General features: G+C 67.7%; 14 protein-coding genes and 3 pseudogenes. 14 read left to right on the plus strand and 3 right to left on the minus strand.

The features are described from left to right. The first annotated feature begins 68 nt into the window (after window positions 1-68). From nuoL to FHU36_RS15805, 4 genes are read left to right on the plus strand one after another with little or no spacing between them, the layout of a single operon-like run. A complete protein-coding gene (gene nuoL / locus FHU36_RS15790) occupies window positions 69-1913 on the plus strand; it encodes an NADH-quinone oxidoreductase subunit L (RefSeq protein ID WP_185084852.1) in 1845 nt (614 codons plus the stop codon). Continuing rightward, entirely contained in the window at window positions 1913-3478 is a 1566-nt protein-coding gene (locus tag FHU36_RS15795) for an NADH-quinone oxidoreductase subunit M (RefSeq protein WP_185084415.1), read from the plus strand. Before nuoL ends, FHU36_RS15795 begins: the two co-directional genes overlap by 1 nt. Beyond that, the gene (gene nuoN, locus FHU36_RS15800; RefSeq protein WP_185084416.1) at window positions 3475-5061 is read left to right on the plus strand and encodes an NADH-quinone oxidoreductase subunit NuoN; all 1587 of its coding nucleotides are present in this window, start codon (window positions 3475-3477) and stop codon (window positions 5059-5061) included. Before FHU36_RS15795 ends, nuoN begins: the two co-directional genes overlap by 4 nt. A 9-nt stretch (window positions 5062-5070) precedes the next feature. Continuing rightward, on the plus strand, window positions 5071-6060 hold the full coding sequence (locus FHU36_RS15805) for a polyprenyl synthetase family protein (protein WP_185084417.1): 990 nt from the start codon (window positions 5071-5073) through the stop codon (window positions 6058-6060). Here the strand turns inward: FHU36_RS15805 and rarD are convergent. After that, a complete protein-coding gene (gene rarD, locus FHU36_RS15810; RefSeq protein ID WP_185084418.1) occupies window positions 6036-6971 on the minus strand; it encodes an EamA family transporter RarD in 936 nt (311 codons plus the stop codon). The two genes, FHU36_RS15805 and rarD, sit on opposite strands and share 25 nt — an antisense overlap. Window positions 6972-7091: 120 nt before the next feature. Between rarD and msrA the strand changes: the two genes are divergently transcribed. The 8 genes and pseudogenes from msrA to FHU36_RS15845 all read left to right on the plus strand — a co-directional run. Continuing rightward, the gene (msrA, locus tag FHU36_RS15815; RefSeq protein ID WP_185084419.1) at window positions 7092-7763 is read left to right on the plus strand and encodes a peptide-methionine (S)-S-oxide reductase MsrA; all 672 of its coding nucleotides are present in this window, start codon (window positions 7092-7094) and stop codon (window positions 7761-7763) included. Window positions 7764-7819: 56 nt separating this feature from the next. Further along, entirely contained in the window at window positions 7820-8128 is a 309-nt protein-coding gene (locus tag FHU36_RS15820; protein ID WP_185084420.1) for a type II toxin-antitoxin system prevent-host-death family antitoxin, read from the plus strand. Window positions 8129-8131: 3 nt separating this feature from the next. Continuing rightward, entirely contained in the window at window positions 8132-8650 is a 519-nt protein-coding gene (locus tag FHU36_RS15825; protein ID WP_185084421.1) for a type II toxin-antitoxin system RelE family toxin, read from the plus strand. A gap of 21 nt (window positions 8651-8671) precedes the next feature. After that, a pseudogene (locus FHU36_RS44430) lies at window positions 8672-8779 on the plus strand (peptide-methionine (S)-S-oxide reductase MsrA); the annotation flags it as partial. A 318-nt stretch (window positions 8780-9097) separates the two neighbouring features. After that, window positions 9098-10717: a peptidoglycan-binding protein gene (locus FHU36_RS15830; protein ID WP_185084422.1), complete on the plus strand. Its 1620-nt coding sequence runs from the start codon at window positions 9098-9100 to the stop codon at window positions 10715-10717. A 162-nt stretch (window positions 10718-10879) separates the two neighbouring features. Then, window positions 10880-11188 (plus strand): hypothetical protein, encoded by a 309-nt coding sequence (locus tag FHU36_RS15835; protein ID WP_221495907.1) that lies wholly within the window; start codon window positions 10880-10882, stop codon window positions 11186-11188. Continuing rightward, entirely contained in the window at window positions 11164-11580 is a 417-nt protein-coding gene (locus FHU36_RS15840) for a PIN domain-containing protein (protein WP_185084423.1), read from the plus strand. Before FHU36_RS15835 ends, FHU36_RS15840 begins: the two co-directional genes overlap by 25 nt. Before the next feature lie 45 nt (window positions 11581-11625). Beyond that, a pseudogene (locus tag FHU36_RS15845) lies at window positions 11626-11757 on the plus strand (peptide-methionine (S)-S-oxide reductase MsrA); the annotation flags it as partial. A 390-nt stretch (window positions 11758-12147) separates the two neighbouring features. On the opposite strand, the gene FHU36_RS15850 reads toward FHU36_RS15845, so the two are convergent. Next, on the minus strand, window positions 12148-12636 hold the full coding sequence (locus FHU36_RS15850; RefSeq protein ID WP_185084424.1) for a DUF6326 family protein: 489 nt from the start codon (window positions 12634-12636) through the stop codon (window positions 12148-12150). Window positions 12637-13014: 378 nt separating this feature from the next. On the opposite strand from FHU36_RS15850, the gene FHU36_RS15855 reads away from it, so the two are divergent. Both FHU36_RS15855 and FHU36_RS46330 read left to right on the plus strand, forming a co-directional pair. Further along, on the plus strand, window positions 13015-13689 hold the full coding sequence (locus tag FHU36_RS15855) for a TetR/AcrR family transcriptional regulator C-terminal domain-containing protein (protein WP_185084425.1): 675 nt from the start codon (window positions 13015-13017) through the stop codon (window positions 13687-13689). 86 nt (window positions 13690-13775) lie between these two features. After that, window positions 13776-13862: pseudogene (locus FHU36_RS46330) on the plus strand (transposase); the annotation flags it as partial. 59 nt (window positions 13863-13921) lie between these two features. Here FHU36_RS46330 and FHU36_RS15865 read toward each other — a convergent pair. Next, window positions 13922-16357 (minus strand): glycoside hydrolase family 5 protein, encoded by a 2436-nt coding sequence (locus FHU36_RS15865; RefSeq protein WP_185084426.1) that lies wholly within the window; start codon window positions 16355-16357, stop codon window positions 13922-13924. Between the last annotated feature and the right edge of the window lie 56 nt (window positions 16358-16413).

Raw genomic sequence — 16413 nt, forward strand, 5'->3', positions numbered from 1 at the left:
GACTGGTGGAATCTCCTGTTGAGATCGTCCAGCACACCGCCGGCGGAGTGATCGGCGTCTCGTGGCTCATGATCGCGTTCCCGTTGCTGGGGGCGGCGATCCTGCTGGTCCTCGGGCGGATCACCAACCGGTGGGGACACCTGCTGGGCGTGGCCATGTCCCTCGCCTCGTTCGTCGTGGCTGTGCTGGCTTTCTTCGAGCTGATCGGCCTGCCCGACGGGCAGCGCCGCCAGGCCGTGCACCTGTGGGAGTTCATCCCCGGCATGGTCGACATGGGGCTGCTGATCGACCCGCTGTCGATCTGCTTCGCGCTGCTGATCACCGGTGTCGGATCGCTGATCCACATCTACTCGATCGGCTACATGGCGCACGACTCCGACCGGCGCCGCTTCTTCGCTTACCTCAACCTGTTCGTCGCCGCGATGCTCCTGCTGGTGCTGGCCGACAACTACGTCGGGCTGTTCATCGGCTGGGAGGGCGTGGGTCTGGCCTCCTACCTGCTGATCGGGTTCTGGCAGTTCAAGCCGTCGGCCGCGGTCGCGGCGAAGAAGGCGTTCGTGGTCAACCGCGTCGGTGACTTCGGGCTGCTGGTCGGCATGTTCATCATCTGGTCGTCGTTCGGCACGTTCGCCTTCGCCGACCTCGGCGCCCAGGTGGGCACCGCCTCCCAGGGCACGGTCACCGCGATCGGCCTGCTGCTGCTCCTCGGCGCGTGCGGCAAGTCGGCGCAGCTCCCGCTGCAGTCGTGGTTGCTCGACGCGATGGAGGGCCCGACCCCGGTCTCGGCCCTCATCCACGCCGCGACCATGGTCACCGCCGGCGTCTACCTGGTGGTCCGCTCCGGCGCGTTCTTCTTCGAGCCGGGCTCGCCGCAGGCGCTCGCCGTCGCGATCGTCGGCGCGGCCACGCTGCTCGCCGGTGCGATCATCGGTTGCGCGAAGGACGACATCAAGAAGGGCCTGGCCGGCTCGACGATGTCGCAGATCGGCTACATGATGCTGGGCGCGGGTCTCGGCCCGGCCGGCTACGCCTTCGCGATCGGCCACCTGATCACGCACGGCTTCTTCAAGGCCGACATGTTCCTCGGCGCCGGCTCGGTCATGCACGGCATGAACGACGAGGTGGACATGCGCAAGTACGGCGGCCTGCGTAAGTACATGCCGCTGACCTTCGCCACGTTCATGGTCGGCTACCTGGCGATCATCGGATTCCCGCTGCTGTCCGGTTACTTCACCAAGGACGGCATCATCGAGACCGCGGTCCACGAGCAGCCCGTGCTGGGCTGGCTGGCCGTGCTGGGCGCGGGCATCACCGGCTTCTACATGTCGCGGATGGTCTTCATGACCTTCTTCGGCGAGAAGCGGTGGGCGCAGGACGCGCACCCGCACGAGTCGCCCAAGGTCATGACGATCCCGCTGATCGTCCTGTCGATCGGCTCGATCTTCCTGGGGGGCTACCTCATTCTCAACGGCACGCTGATGAGGTTCCTCGCTCCCGCCGTCGGTGCGCCCGAGGCAGAGCCGGGCTTCAACCCGTTCACGACCCCGGGCCTCGCCACGCTGGCGCTGGTCGCGGTCGGCGCGGGCTTCGCGTGGATGCGGTACGGCAAGGCCGAGGTGCCCGCGGTGGCGCCGCGCGGCTCGTTCCTCACCACGTTCGCCCGGCGTGACCTGTACGGCGACGCGCTCAACGAGTCGCTGTTCATGCGCCCCGGCCAGTGGCTGACCCGCCTCGCGGTGTTCTTCGACAACCGCGGCATCGACGGGGTGGTCAACGGGCTGGCCGCGGGCATCGGCGGGACCTCCGGCCGCCTGCGGCGGATCCAGACGGGCTTCGCCAGAACGTACGCGCTGTCCATCCTGATCGGTGCCGCCCTGCTGACCGGCGCCCTGCTCCTCGTTGGGAACATCTGATGTCGTCACTCTGGCTCCCAATCATCATGGCGGTGCCCGTGCTGGGCGCCGTCGTGGTGGCGCTGCTGCCCAAGGGCAGTGACAAGCTGGCCAAGCAGGTCACGCTGGCGGTCTCGCTGGTCGTGCTCGCGCTGACGCTGGTCATGGCGTTCCAGTTCCCGTCGGCGCGCGGCGAGCGGTTCAAGTTCGAGAAGAGCTACGACTGGATCCCCAGCTTCGGCGTGCACTTCGGGGTCGGCGTCGACGGCATCGCGCTGGTGCTCATCGCCCTGTCGGCGGTGCTCGTGCCGATCGTGGTGCTGGCCTCCTGGCACGACGCCGACGGCGTCCGCACCGCCGACGGCACGCTCATCACGCCGAAGCGCTCGGTCAAGACGTACTTCTCGCTGCTGCTCGTGCTGGAAGCGATGATGATCGGCGTCTTCGCGGCGACCGACATCTTCCTGTTCTACGTCTTCTTCGAAGCCATGCTGATCCCGATGTACTTCATGATCGGGTCGTACGGCGGCGCCCAGCGGTCCTACGCGGCCGTCAAGTTCCTGCTGTACTCCCTGTTCGGCGGCCTGCTCATGCTGGTCGCGGTCATCGGGCTGTACGTGGTCGCGGGCAAGGGCACGTTCATGTTCCCCGAGCTCGTCGGGGCGATCCAGGATCCGGCCACGCAGAAGTGGCTGTTCGCCGGCTTCTTCATCGCGTTCGCCATCAAGGCGCCGCTGTGGCCGGTGCACACCTGGCTGCCCGACGCGGCCGCCCAGGCGCCGGCCGGCGCCGCGGTGCTGCTCGTGGGCGTGCTCGACAAGGTGGGCACGTTCGGGATGCTCCGCTTCTGCCTGGAGCTGTTCCCGGAGGCCGCCAAGGCGTTCACGATGCCGATCGTGGTGCTCGCGGTCATCAGCATCATCTACGGCGCGATCGTGGCCATCGGGCAGACCGACATGAAGCGCCTGATCGCCTACACGTCGATCTCGCACTTCGGCTTCATCGTGATGGGCGTGTTCGCCATGTCGCAGGTCTCCCAGGCCGGCGCGACGCTCTACATGGTCAACCACGGCTTCGCCACCGGCGCGCTGTTCCTGGCCGCCGGGTTCCTCATCGCCCGGCGCGGCTCGCCGCACATCGCCGACTACGGCGGTGTGCAGAAGGTCGCCCCGCTGCTCGCGGGCTACTTCCTGATCGCCGGTCTGGCCGGTCTGTCGCTGCCCGGCCTGTCGTCGTTCGTCAGCGAGTTCATGGTCATGGTCGGCACGTACTCCAGCCCGGCTTTCGGCTCCGGCGCGCTGACGGTCGCGGCGATCGTGTCGGCGGTGGCGGTGATCCTGGCCGCCGTCTACATCCTGTGGATGGTGCAGCGGGCGCTGAACGGGCCGACCGCCGAGCCGGTCAAGGCCTTCAAGGACCTGAACGTGCGCGAGGTCGTCGTGCTCGCGCCGCTGGTCGCCCTGATCATCGGCTTCGGGTTCTTCCCCAAGCCGCTGCTCGACGTGATCAACCCCGCGGTGACCCAGACGCTGGTCAACGTGAAAGTGGACAACCCGGCTATCGCTGAGAAGGGGGCCGGCCAGTGAACGGTGTCATAGAGGCGCCGACGATCGAGTACGGCGTGCTCGCGCCGTTGCTGCTGGTGTTCGGCGCGGCCGTGCTCGGCGTGCTGGTGGAGGCGTTCGCGCCGCGCTACCTGCGCAAGGCCATCCACATGCCGCTCACGCTGCTGTCGCTGCTGGGCGCGTTCGCGCTGACGATCGTCACGGTCGTCAAGGGCGACCTGCCCACGACCGCCGCGGCGATGGGCGCGGTCGCGATCGACGGGCCCGCCCTGTTCATCTGGGGCGTCGTGCTCATCCTGTCGGCCGTGTGCGTGCTGATGATCAATGACGAGGGTCACTTCGTCGCCTCGGCCGCCGCCGTCCCCGGCAGCTCCGAGGAGGAGCAGGCCGAGGCGGCCGGCAGCGAGCACACCGAGGTCTACCCGCTGGTCCTGTTCGCGGTGGGCGGCATGATGCTGTTCCCCGCCTCCAACGACCTGCTGACGATGTTCGTCGCGCTCGAGGTCATGTCGCTGCCGCTGTACCTGCTGTGCGGCCTGGCCCGGCGTCGCCGCCTGCTGTCGCAGGAGGCGTCGATGAAGTACTTCCTGCTCGGCGCGTTCTCCTCGGCGTTCTTCCTGTACGGCGCGGCGATGGTCTACGGCTTCGCCGGCACCGTGTCCCTGCCGGGCATCAGCAAGGCCCTGGGCACCAGCGGCCTGCTGGACCCGCTGCTGATGATCGGCCTCTCGCTGCTCGGCGTCGGGCTGCTGTTCAAGATCGGCGCCGCGCCGTTCCAGGCGTGGAAGCCGGACGTCTACCAGGGCGCTCCGACGCCCGTCACCGCGCTGATGGCCTCCGGCACGCTGGTCGCGGCCGTGGGCGCCGTGCTGCGGGTGTTCTGGGTCGGCCTGGGCAACCTCGACTGGAACTGGCGGCCGGTCATGTGGGCCGTGGCGGCCCTGACCATGATCATCGGCTCGGTGCTGGCGATCACGCAGACCGACATCAAGCGGATGCTCGCCTACTCGTCCATCGCGCACGCGGGCTTCCTGCTCATCGGCGTCATGGCCACGTTCGACAAGGCCGAGCAGAACGTCGGCTCGCTGTCGGCCATCCTGTTCTACCTGCTGGTCTACAGCCTGACGACCGTGGGCGCGTTCGCGGTGGTGACGATGGTGCGCGATCCCGGAGGCGAGGCCTGGCACCTGTCCCGCTGGGCCGGGCTGGGCAAGCGGTCGCCGATCCTCGCGGGTGTCTTCGCGTTCTTCCTGCTCGCCTTCGCCGGCATCCCGCTGACGAGCGGCTTCTTCGGCAAGTACGCCGTCTTCACGGCGGCGCTGGGCAGCGGCATGGAGACCGGCGACTCGCTGGGCGGCTGGATGACCGGGCTGGTCGTGCTGGGCGTGGTCGCCTCGGCCGTCGCCGCGTTCTTCTACGTCCGCGTCATCGTGCTGATGTTCTTCAGCGAGCCCGCGGCCGACGGGCCGACGATCGCCGTGCCCAGTATGGGCACCGTGGCCGTCATCACCGTCGCCCTGCTGGTTACGGTAGGGGTGGGGCTGTTCCCGCAGCCCGTGCTCGACCTGGCCAACCAGGCCGCCTCCGGCCTGTTCATCCGATAGGGGACCCGTATGTCTGCGCCTCCCGTTGTTGACCTTCCGATCGAGGACGAGCGGTTGGCGCAGGACGTGTCCACCGGACTGGCCGCGGTCGAGAAGCTGTTGCGCTCGTCGGTGGAGAGCGAGGACGCCTTCGTCACGGAGGCGTCCAAGCACCTCATCGAGGCGGGCGGCAAGAGGTTCCGCACGCTGATGGTGCTGCTGGCCGCGCAGTTCGGCGACCCGTCCGCGCCGGGCGTCGTGCCCGGCGCCGTGGTCATCGAGCTGACCCACCTCGGGTCGCTCTACCACGACGACGTCATGGACGAGGCCCGCGTACGCCGCGGGTCGCCGTCCGCCAACGCCCGGTGGGACAACACCGTGGCCATCCTGACCGGCGACTACCTGTTCGCCCAGGCCTCCGACATCCTGGCCGACCTCGGGCCGGAGCTGATCCGCATCCAGGCCCAGACGTTCTCCCGGCTGGTGCAGGGGCAGATCCGCGAGACGATCGGGCCGAAGGGCGACGACGACGCGGTCGCCCACTACATCAGCGTGCTGGCCGACAAGACGGGCTCCCTGATCGCCGCCTCCGGCCGTTTCGGCGCGTTGCTGTCCGGGGCTCCGGCCGACGTCGAGGAGCGGCTCAGCAGGGCGTGCGAGGCCATCGGCGTGGCCTGGCAGCTCGGTGACGACCTGCTCGACGTGGCGTCCGACTCCACCGAGTCGGGCAAGACGCCCGGCACCGACCTGCGCGAGGGCATCCGCACCCTGCCCGTGCTGTACGTGCTGGCCTCAGACGGCTCCTCGCGGCTCGGGGAGCTGCTGGCGGGCCCCGTGGCCGACGAGGACGTCGAGGAGGCTCTGCGGTTGCTCAGGGCGCATCCGGCGATGGACCAGGCGCGGGCGGAGCTCACGGCGTGGGTCGACCGGGCCCGTGCCGACCTGACCGGCCTGCCCGACATCCCGGCCAAGGACGCCTTCCTGGCGCTGTGCGACTACGTGGTCGAGCGCTCGGGCTGATCCTGGAGGGCCAGGGCCTCCCTGCGGTCCCGGGCGTTCGCCCGCGCCGCGCGGATGCTGTCGTAGGTGAAGATCGCCAGAGCCAGCCACACGATCGAGAAGCCGATCCAGCGGCTGGCCGGCATGGTCTCCTTCGCGACGAGCACCCCGCACATGAACTGCAGGACCGGCGCGATGTACTGCAGCAACCCGATGGTGCTCAGCGGCACCCTGATGGCGGCCGCGGTGAAGCACAGCAGCGGCACCGCGGTGATCACTCCCGCGCCGACCAGGAGCAGCGCGTGCCCCGTGGTCGTGTGCCCGAACGTGGCCTCGCCCGCCGCCTCCAGGTAGACGAGGTAGGCGGCGGCGGGGGCCAGCAGCACCAGCGTCTCCACGGTGAGGCTCTCGGCCGCGCCCACGTTCGCCTGCTTCTTCACCAGCCCGTACACGCCGAACGAGACCGCGAGCGTCAGCGCGATCCAGGGCAGGCGGCCGTAGTCGAAGGTGAGCACCAGCACCGCCAGGGTGCCGAACCCGACCGCCGCCCACTGCAGCGGCCGCAGCCGCTCCCGCAGCAGTACCACCCCGAACAGCACGCTCACCAGCGGGTTGATGAAGTAGCCGAGGGCGCTCTCGACGACGTGGTTGCTGTTGACGGCGTAGATGTAGACGCCCCAGTTGGCGGTGATGATCGCCGCGGCCAGCGCCAGGAGCCCCAGCTTCCGGGGCTGCCGGAGCAGCCCCTTGATCCACGACCAGTGCCTGCGCACGGCGAGCACGGCGACGACCGCCAGGAGCGACCACACGATCCGGTGGGCCAGGATCTCGACGGCGTCGGACGGCTTGAGCAGCGGCCAGTAGAGGGGGAACAACCCCCACATCGTGTAGGCGGCCACACCGAACAACACACCACGCCGAAGGTCAGGCATACCCCCATCTAAGGCGATCCACACCTTTAAACACAAATGTGTATCACTATACGGAAATATGTAGGACTTCTTAACGGTTGAGCGTTTTGTACAGTGGACGGAGACTGCGGAGGTGGCACCATGAGCTGGCGGTTCAGCAGCGGTTTCGGCGACAGAACGGCGATGGTCCGTGCGGAGGAGGCCCTCCCCGGACGCGACGCGGGCATGCCGGTGCCCGCCCGGCACCCGGTCCTCGACGCCCCCCTCGCCCCGCCGTACCCCACCGGCACCGAGATCGCCGACTTCGGCCTGGGCTGTTTCTGGGGCGCCGAGCGCACGTTCTGGCAGACTCCCGGCGTCGTCAGCACCGCCGTCGGCTACCAGGGTGGCCACACGCCCAACCCCACCTACGAGGAGGTCTGCAGCGGCCGGACCGGCCACACGGAGGCCGTCAGAGTCGTCTACGACCCCGCCCGGATCTCGTACGAGGAGCTCCTGAAGGTCTTCTGGGAGGCCCACGACCCCACCCAGGGCATGCGCCAGGGCAACGACGTCGGCACCCAGTACCGCTCGGCCCTCTACTACCACTCCCCGGAGCAGCAGAAGGCGGCCGAGGCGTCCCGCGACGCCTACCAGCAGGTCCTCACGGCAGCCGGCTACGGCGCCATCACCACCGAACTCGCCCCCGCGAGCCCGTTCTACTATGCCGAGGAGTATCACCAGCAATATCTTTTTAAAGTGCCGAACGGCTACTGCGGCATCGGCGGGACCGGAGTCGCGTGTCCAGTGGGTCTGACGTCTGGCGAGGCGTGAGCCGATGCTCGGGCAGGGTCGCTGCGGTTCTATACAGAAAGATGTACAGTTGATGCATGACTGTTCTGCACGACGCTACTGAGCTGAGCGTCACAGAGGCGGCCCAGCGAGGCGTTGCCCGCCTGGTGGCTGATGCGGAGCAGGGGGCCGATCTGGTGGTCACCCGTCGGCATCAGCCAGTGGCGGCCGTGGTGAGCATTCGCCGGCTCAATGAGTTGGAGGAAGCGGCGGCTGATCTGCGTGATCTGGCGCTTGTGCTCGCCCGGTCAGTCACGGACACGGGGGAGCGGGTCTCGCTCGATGAGGTGCTTGCCGCTTTCGGGCATACTCGCGAATCGCTGTCCGCCATCCCGGACGATGAGTGAATCGTGTCCGACGTCGTCTTCACGGCGTCGGCGGTCGACGATCTCCGGCGCATTGGCCCAGACGCGGTGCCCAAGGTGCTCAAGAAGATCCTTCTCCTGCTGGACAACCCTGAGGCTGGTTACCCGCTCGGCGAGGAACTGACCGGTTTCCGGAAGCTGGTGGTCGGTCGCAACACCTGGCGTGTCGTCTACCGCATCACCGAGGACAAGTCGGTGGAGATCTGCGAGGTGTGGGCTGTCGGTGAGCGGGCCGACGCGGAAGTGTACGCGGAGGCGACGGCGAGGGTTCGCGAGGCGGGTGCTGGCCGTCCCGAGATCATCCAGCTCGGCCAGGTGATCGAGCGCCTTGGCAAGCTTGCCGATCACATTCGGGTGGAGAAAGCACCCCCTAGAGAACCGGTTCCAGATTGGCTCGCGGACCGGTTGATCTACACGGTCGGGATGGCGCGTGAGGACGTTGCCGCTCTTGATCTTCAAGAGGCGGTCGACACGTGGGCTGAGTACCGGTCCAAGCCTCATTAGGTCGCGCATCTATTGCCTGAAGCGAAGCGCTACCACCAGCAGTATTTGTTCAAAGTTCCGAACGGATACTGCGGCATCGGCGGGACGGGTGTCGCCTGCCCGGTCGGTCTGACCTCCGGCGAGGCGTAGACCTGCGGAGACAGGAGAGAGTTTGATCAGGACGACTCGGCCGTTCCCGATAGGAAGGCCGTAACGATGCCGTTCAGACCGAGCAAGAAAGGGGCGCTGGCGCAAGTTCGCGACGGCGTCGATCATGTTGGTGATCGACCGGACCCCGGACCCAGGCTCGCGATCGGCGAGGTGCACAGTTTCGGGATGACCCCGGCGATATAGGGGAAACATACCGGCCTCCTCTAGCCTCCGTATGTCTTTCCCCGGCTCAACTCAGACCCCGCCTCGGTGGTCGGAGAGTTGGGTCCGGGGCCCCTTCGGAGGAAGAAGCACACGATGCCCGGATCTCTATCGCGCCGCAGCCTGCTCAGGATCGGTGGTGGGGCCGTGGTCGCGGGGGCGGCCGCGTCCCTGACCCATGACGTGCTTGCCCCCGACGCGGCGCAGGCGGCTACATGGCATTCCCAGCTCGTCTACCCGGGCGCCGACGGCCGGCTGGTCTACAAGCCGGATTCACGGGGGAAGGTGATCCCGGACTTCAGCTGGGCCGGGTACCGCAATGGCCAGACGCCGATCCCGTCTGTCCCAGTCGTCAAGGAGATCGGCCCTGTCGCGGATGACAACACCGCGCACATTCAGGCCGCGCTCGACGAGGTGGGCGGGATGCCGCTCGGCGCCAACGGGTTCAGAGGGGCGCTGCTCCTCAAGGCTGGTCACTACCTCGTCGACGGCACGCTCCGGATGAAGCACGACGGTGTCGTGTTGCGCGGGGTCGGCAAGGAGGCCGACACGTCGGTCAACACGGTCATCACCGGTAGGGGCGACGGAAGCAGGAGCGCGGTTCTCTTCGTCGGTGGTACGTCCGGCGGCTGGGAATCGCAGGTGCCCGGCACCAAGACCGGCATCACCTCCAGCCTGGTCACGACCGGACAGCGCCGGATCACCCTGGCATCGACGGCCAACCTCAAGGTCGGCGACAACATCATCATCTATCACCCGCACACCCAGGAGTGGACCGACGCGATCAACGGCGGGGGCGTGGTGAACGATGCTCCCTGGACCCCTGGCGAACCGCCGGAGCTGCCCATCATGTACAACAGGTACATCCGGAAGATCGTCGGCAACGACATCGTCATCTGCGCCCCCGTCTTCAACGATCTACGACGCTCCCTGTCCCAGTCCTACGTATACGTCTGGGACCGGGCCGGGCTCGTCCGCAATGTCGGTGTGGAGAACCTCCGCATCGACATGGGCGATCCGTCGAGCACTAGCGAGGACCACCCGCAGAATTGCATCTTCGTCAGCAGGGTCGAGGACGCGTGGGTCATGAACGCCGCGCTCCTGCACTTCTCGGTCTCCGGCGTCTGGGTGCAGCGCAGCACGCGGGTCACCGTGCAGCGGGTTCGGGCCGTCCAACCTCGATCCCGGATCATCGGAGGGATGCGGTACAGCTTCTGCGCCGGTGGCATGGCCCAGCAGGTCCTCTTCGACGACTTGATAGCGTTCCATGCGCGGCACGCCTTCATCGGCACGGGGATGAGCACCTGCTCTGGCAATGTGTGGCTGAACGGGTACAGCAAGTTCGGCTACAACGAGACCGGCGGCCATCACCGGTGGAGTCAGGGGCTCCTGTACGACAACATCCAGGAACTGTCCAACCAGAGCGAGAACGATTGGGTCCTGGCCCTGCACAATCGCGGAGACAGGGGGGAAGGGCATGGCTGGTCCTCGGTGAACAGTGTGGCGTGGAACTGCACCGTCGACAACGGCAAGAAGTTGTGCGTGCAGACCCCACCCACCGCCCAGAACTTCGCCATCGGCACTACCGGCATCGTCACCGGGCAGAACTGGTACACCAACCACCAGACCGGCTACGTGGAGGGGACCAACCGCTCGGGGCTGGCACCTGGCTCCCTCTACCTGGCGCAGCTCGCCGATCGGCTCCGTGGCTCGTAAGCGATGAGCGTTGGCCGCGCCTCACTGGGCACGGCCGACGCGCTCCGGCCTGATGTTGTGGGTCTTGGCGGTCCGGGCCATCGTCACGGCCATGTCGGCCTTGAGCTGGGCAAGCGAGAACGGGGACCGGCGCTTTGCTACTTCAAGTAGTAAATTGGGTCTATGGGTATGCCTGAACGAGGCTTCGCCCCGGGGGACGGGCCGGCCGCCAAGGTCAGTGTGTCCCTGAGAACGGGCAACATTCGCGCCGTCCGAGAACGAGTCGGGGCCCGCGGGTTTTCCGCGTACGTCGATGCCGCTGTGGAGCGCCAGATCGAGCGGGATCTCTTGGAAGAAGCTCTGCAGGCGAACGAGGCCGCTGGGCCGATCCCGCAGTCTTTGCGTGATGAGGCGGCGGAGCTGTTCCGCCGCGCCAAGTCGGCGCCTGAACTCCAAGGGGAGGACGAATGGCGCGCGCACGAAGCAGGTTGAGCGCGGGCACCGTCGTTCTCGATTGCGAAGGGCTCGTGAAGTGGTGCGAGGCCGACCAGCGGATGACAGCGTTCGTACGGGAGGCGCAGGACAACGACTTTCGGGTTGTGGTCAGCGCGATGACACCGATCGAGGCGCAAGACGTTCGCGTCGGGAGCGATCGTCTCAGGTGGTACCTGTCTCGGTTGAAGATCGAGCCGGTGACCGAGGAAGTCTCGTCACGGGCGATCGAGCTTCTTCGAGATGCCCGCCTGCACGGTCACAAGTACGCCATAGACGCTGTGGTCGCGGCCACCGCACTGCGCTCGGTGCGCCCTGCCATCGTTCTGACGTCTGACGAGGATGGCATGGGCAAACTGTGCGGGAAAGCAGTGCAGGTGGTCCCTGTCTGAGACTGCTTGAGGGTCGAGCGGGAGTCTCCGGAACTATTGCGGGAGGCGAACCGCTACCACCAGCAGTACCTCTTCAAGAACCCGAACGGCTACTGCTGCATCGGCGGGACCGACGTCAAGCTGGGTGACCCGTCCGAGTGGTCCTGCCCGACGGGCCTGACGGCGGCCGAGGAGTAGCGGGTGTCCGTGCCGCGTTTCCTCTGAAGGTCGTTCCGGTACGGCTTGCATCACCTGGGCGGGAGCCGGAAGCCGCAACCGTCGCCCAGCGTGTTCATATGAAAGCACGTCGTGGCGAATCCCCGGCTCATAGCATCGATGCTATGAGCTGAAGTGCCGTGGGTCGGAGGACGATCACTCCTTGTGATCGTCCTTGACTCAGTCCCATTGATTGCTGCGCTCAACAGCCGAGACAAGCACCACGAGGTGTGTGCGCGGCTTCTGAGAGTGCGTTAAGCGAGCTGATGCCCCTTTCGTCGTTGCGGTTGGTTGGATGAGGTCTGCTGGTCGGTCAGCCGCCGTTCGGCCTACGGGCGGCGGGCTTCACGCCGTAGGGCTTTACACGGATACCTACTGCCGGAGGTCCTGTCGAAGGTCGGTCGTCGCGGGGCCGGCTGGGACGGCGGGGGTTCGAGGCCAGGTCCGGGCGGAGCGCAGGATGAAGGCCAGGAGCAGCACCTCGATTCCGATGGAGAGGCCGTAGAAGGGCGCCCAGTCCAAGGACTCCCCTGCCGCGTTGACCACCGAGTAGGGGATGTAGAGCGATGCCACGACGAGGTTCGTGGCGCGGTTCACCCGGGCGGGCAGCGTCATGGAGAGCATCACCATCAGGGCCGGGATCGCCACGGACGCGAGCATCATGGTCAACAACGTCGGGCTGATGTCGAACTCGAAGACGACGCCGGCGCGGAGGTTGTCGATGACGCCGGGCTTGTGGAGGTGGAAGTAGTCAACGTAGATGTAGAGGAACATGAAGCTGGTCCACGCGGCGGCGAGCTTGGCCTGCACGGGGACCGGCGGGTTGTCGAGCAGGTTCGGGGTTTTCGTTCGGACGGTCATCGGTTCTTCTTTCGAGAGGAGCGGTCCCTCCGCCGGAGTGGCGGCAGGGATGTACCGAGGCCGCGCCCACCTGGACGAGCACATCGCCTCGACCGGGCAGCGGTAGCCCGGGCCTCGGACGACTCGAGCGCTGAGGGCAGGCCGTAGCGGTGCTGGTCGGCGGCCCGCATCGTCGCCGCCCCGGCCGGACTCGCCACCGGCACCAGGCGTGCTCCGGCACTCGATCGCTGTTCGATTCCCACAGAAGCCTCCGCACCTCCGAGCTACGACTCTCGCTGGTTCGTACATTGTACGTCGTACGCTGTACTACGATCGTACGCTGTACCATGACCGTACGCTGGACGATTGTCAAGCCGTTCGAGGGAGCGAGGAGACCCGTTGTCCGCGAGGGAACGACGCCAGGTCGCGTCAGATGCGGGGCTGAGCAAGAAGCGGGTGGTGGTCGAGGCGGTCCGGCTCGCCGACCTCGAGGGGGTCGGCGAGCTGAGCATGCGCCGGCTGGCTCGCGCGCTCGGCGCGGGCGCGATGTCGCTCTACTACTACGTGGCGAGCAAGGAGGAGTTGCTGGACGCCATGATCGACGTCGTGTTCGAGGAGATCGAGCTCCCGCCCGAAGAGACCGACTGGCAGTCAGCGATGCGACGTCGGGCGGTATCCGCCCGACAGGTTCTCGCACGCCACCCGTGGGCGATCGGCCTGATGGAGTCGCGGACATCGCCGGGGCCCGCGAACCTCCGCCACCGCGAAGCGGTCACCGCCTGCCTGCGGAGGGCCGGCTTCCCGGTCTTGATGGCGACACACGCCAACTGGTTGCTCGACAGCTACGTCTACGGTTTCGCCCTGCAGGAAGCCAGCCTGCCCTTCGACACCGCCGATGAGTTCGCGGACATGGCCAAGGATGTCTTCCTGCCCCAGCTTCCTCCTGACGAGTTCCCCTACCTCAACGAGTCCGCCGCGGTGCTCGTCGCTGCCGGCTTCGACCCGGCGGAGGAGTTCATTTTCGGCCTCAACCTCGTCCTAGCCGCCCTCGAGCCCCTGAGAGTGCCTACGTGAGCCTCCATCCGTGATGTCGTTATGTGATCGTGTGGATTTGTGGTGTTACCGCCAGTCTGCGGGTCCAGTTGTGCTGGGATGGCGCGGTGACTGAGCGCGAGCCGTACCCGAGCGACTTGACCGACGCTCAGTGGGCGTTGATCGAACCGGTCCTCACGGCATGGAAGGCCGCGCACCCCTCGGTCCGGTGACGTCTGAGCCGTCTCCCAGACCGCCAAGATTGAAGATCAAGCTAGCGGTGTGCGGTCAGGGTGTAGGCGCCCCGGGTGCAGCCGGTGATGCGCCAACCGCCTGGTGCCTGCCGGGCGGCGACGCCCGTGACTCCGGTACTACGGACGACCGGCCGGGTGCTGCCGGGGAACCAGACGTCGAGGCCGCACCCGCGGCCTTCGCCCTGGGCCGTGAGGCTCGCCTGGTCCGACGTGAGGCCGGTCAGTCGCCCGGGGGCGGAGCGGGGGTAGGGGCGCGAGAGCTGGGCAACGTATTCGGGGGGCGGGGGCAGATCCTTCCCGGTGGCACAGTCCTCGATCATGAGGTTGCCGCCGGTCCTGGACTCGGCTCCGGCGTGGGCATCGCCGCAGGATTGCTTCCAGACCCAGAATGCGCCGCCGATGCGGTGCCGATCCTCTTGGTCGGCGTATCGCGTGATCGGGGCCGAGGCGGGGTCGTCGAACCAACCCCACTCTCCCGACCAGAGCCCGGCGCCGTAATACGCCGCCGCCCGGCTCGCCAGGTCGAAGCCGCGCTCGATGCTCGTGATGGTGAGGCCGGTGCCCTGGTCGATGGTGATCGACTCGTTGTAGAGGTGGGGGGCGAAGACGAGCAGCCGGTCGTCGGTGAAGTCCTTGGGCGGCAAGACCTCGAAGCCGAGACCCGACCAGAGCACGGACGGTTCGAAGAAGATCAGATGCGGGAAGCCGCGCCTCTCGCCCGCCCTGATGGCCTTGATCGCTCGGTCGTAGAAGCGGCCGAGCAGGACGCCGGAGGTGATCGGCGGGGTCTCGCCGAAGCCGGGCTCGTTCAGCAGGTCGTATCCGGCGACCATCGGCTCGTTCGCGAACCGCTCCGCCAGCATGCCCCAGGCGGCGACCAGGCGGGTCTGGATGCCGTCCCTGTCCTGGTAGAAGTTGGTGAAGGCGCGGGCGACGGCCGGGGAGATATCGCGTCCGGTGAACTCGCACTTGGGGGCGCCGTCGAAGCGGTCGGCCCATGTGGGGGCGCCGTCCCAGCCGTGCATGGGGGAACCGCTGGTGCAGGTGGTGCCGGGGGCGGCGTTGACGCCCTTGCCCCAGGCGTCCTGATGCATGTCGATGACGGTGCGCAGGCCGTGCTTGGCCGCGGTCTCTACAGCCCAGGAGATCCTGGCGAGGTAGGCCGGATCGTAGTGGCCGGGCTGGGGTTCCAGGGCTGACCAGGACACGGCGAGGCGGATGACATTGAAGCCCATCTGCTCCATGCCGGCGAAGTCGGCCTCGGTGAGCGGTCGTGTCACCGCCCTGTCCGGGAATTGCTGGAAGTAGTCTTCGAGCTGGTTGACGTTCACGCCACGCAGCAGCACCTCGTTGCCGACCGCGTCGACGATCCTGCGGTCGGCTGAGAGCGTCAGGCCCTTGGTGCGTGGGGGCGGCGCGGTGGTGGTGTCGGGTTGCAGGAGCGGTACGGCGAGTGCCGCCGCGGCCACGACAGCCGCCATCCGTATCGGCGCGGAAAAGGCGACGCCCTTACTCGCCGGGCGAAGGGCGATTCTGCGCGCCGGGAGGAGGGCGACGAGGGCTGTCGTTGCGAGGGCGAGGAGAGCGCCGAAGGAGAGCGCGGGGGCAAGGCGGAGCACAATCGCCGGGGCCCAGAACGTGTCGCCGCCCTCCAGGTCGCCGGGGAGCCCGATGGCCACCTCGGCCAGGCCCAGCGTCGCGGCCGCTCCCAGCGCGGAGATCCCGGCCACGATGGCCCGCGGCGAGGTGGTGACGCTGAGCCAGCGGTTCAGTGCCCAGGTCATCACGCCCAGCAGGGTGACGGCGGCGAGGCAGCCCAGCGGTCCCGCCTCGGGCGCCGGGGCCAGTGGGGAGTCGCCGATGGCGTACCCGACGGGTGAGCCACCCCACCACACCCCACCGACCAACGCACCCAAGACCACGGCCGCCACCGCCGCCACCCACCCCGGCCCTGACGCCGACGGGACGAATGCCTCCGAGGCCGCAGCGGGTCCAGCGCTCGACTCTGGGGAGGGCGGGGAGGTCGAGCCGGAATGGAGTCGGGTGGGGCGGCGGCGCAGGAGCTGGGTGAGCCAGGTGGCTGCCAGGACCGGCAGGCCGAAGACCGCCGCCTTGACCCCGGTGAAGCCGGTCGACCACGCGAGGTAGACCACATCACCGAAGGCCATCACCAGTGACATCACCAGCTTGGCCGCCATCGCCGACCACACCACCGAGCCCCACACCAGCAGGGCCGTACGCAGCGGGGCATGTCCGAGCCCGACCACCCACGCCAGCACCCCCACCCCCGCCAGCAGCACCGGCACGTACACGGCCGGCGCAGCCACCTGCCAGAGTCCGGCGACGGGTAGCAGGTCGGCGCCCGTCCACGTGTACGGCGCGGCCAGCCCCGACGGGTCGAACATCGCCCCCAGCACGATGACTGCGGCCAGCACCACGACGGCAATCGGCGACAACCAGCGGTTCCTCATAGTGCCGGTGACCATACATGAGCATGGCTCATAAATGAAGG

The organism is Nonomuraea muscovyensis, from assembly GCF_014207745.1.
Taxonomy (GTDB): Bacteria; Actinomycetota; Actinomycetes; order Streptosporangiales; family Streptosporangiaceae; genus Nonomuraea; species Nonomuraea muscovyensis.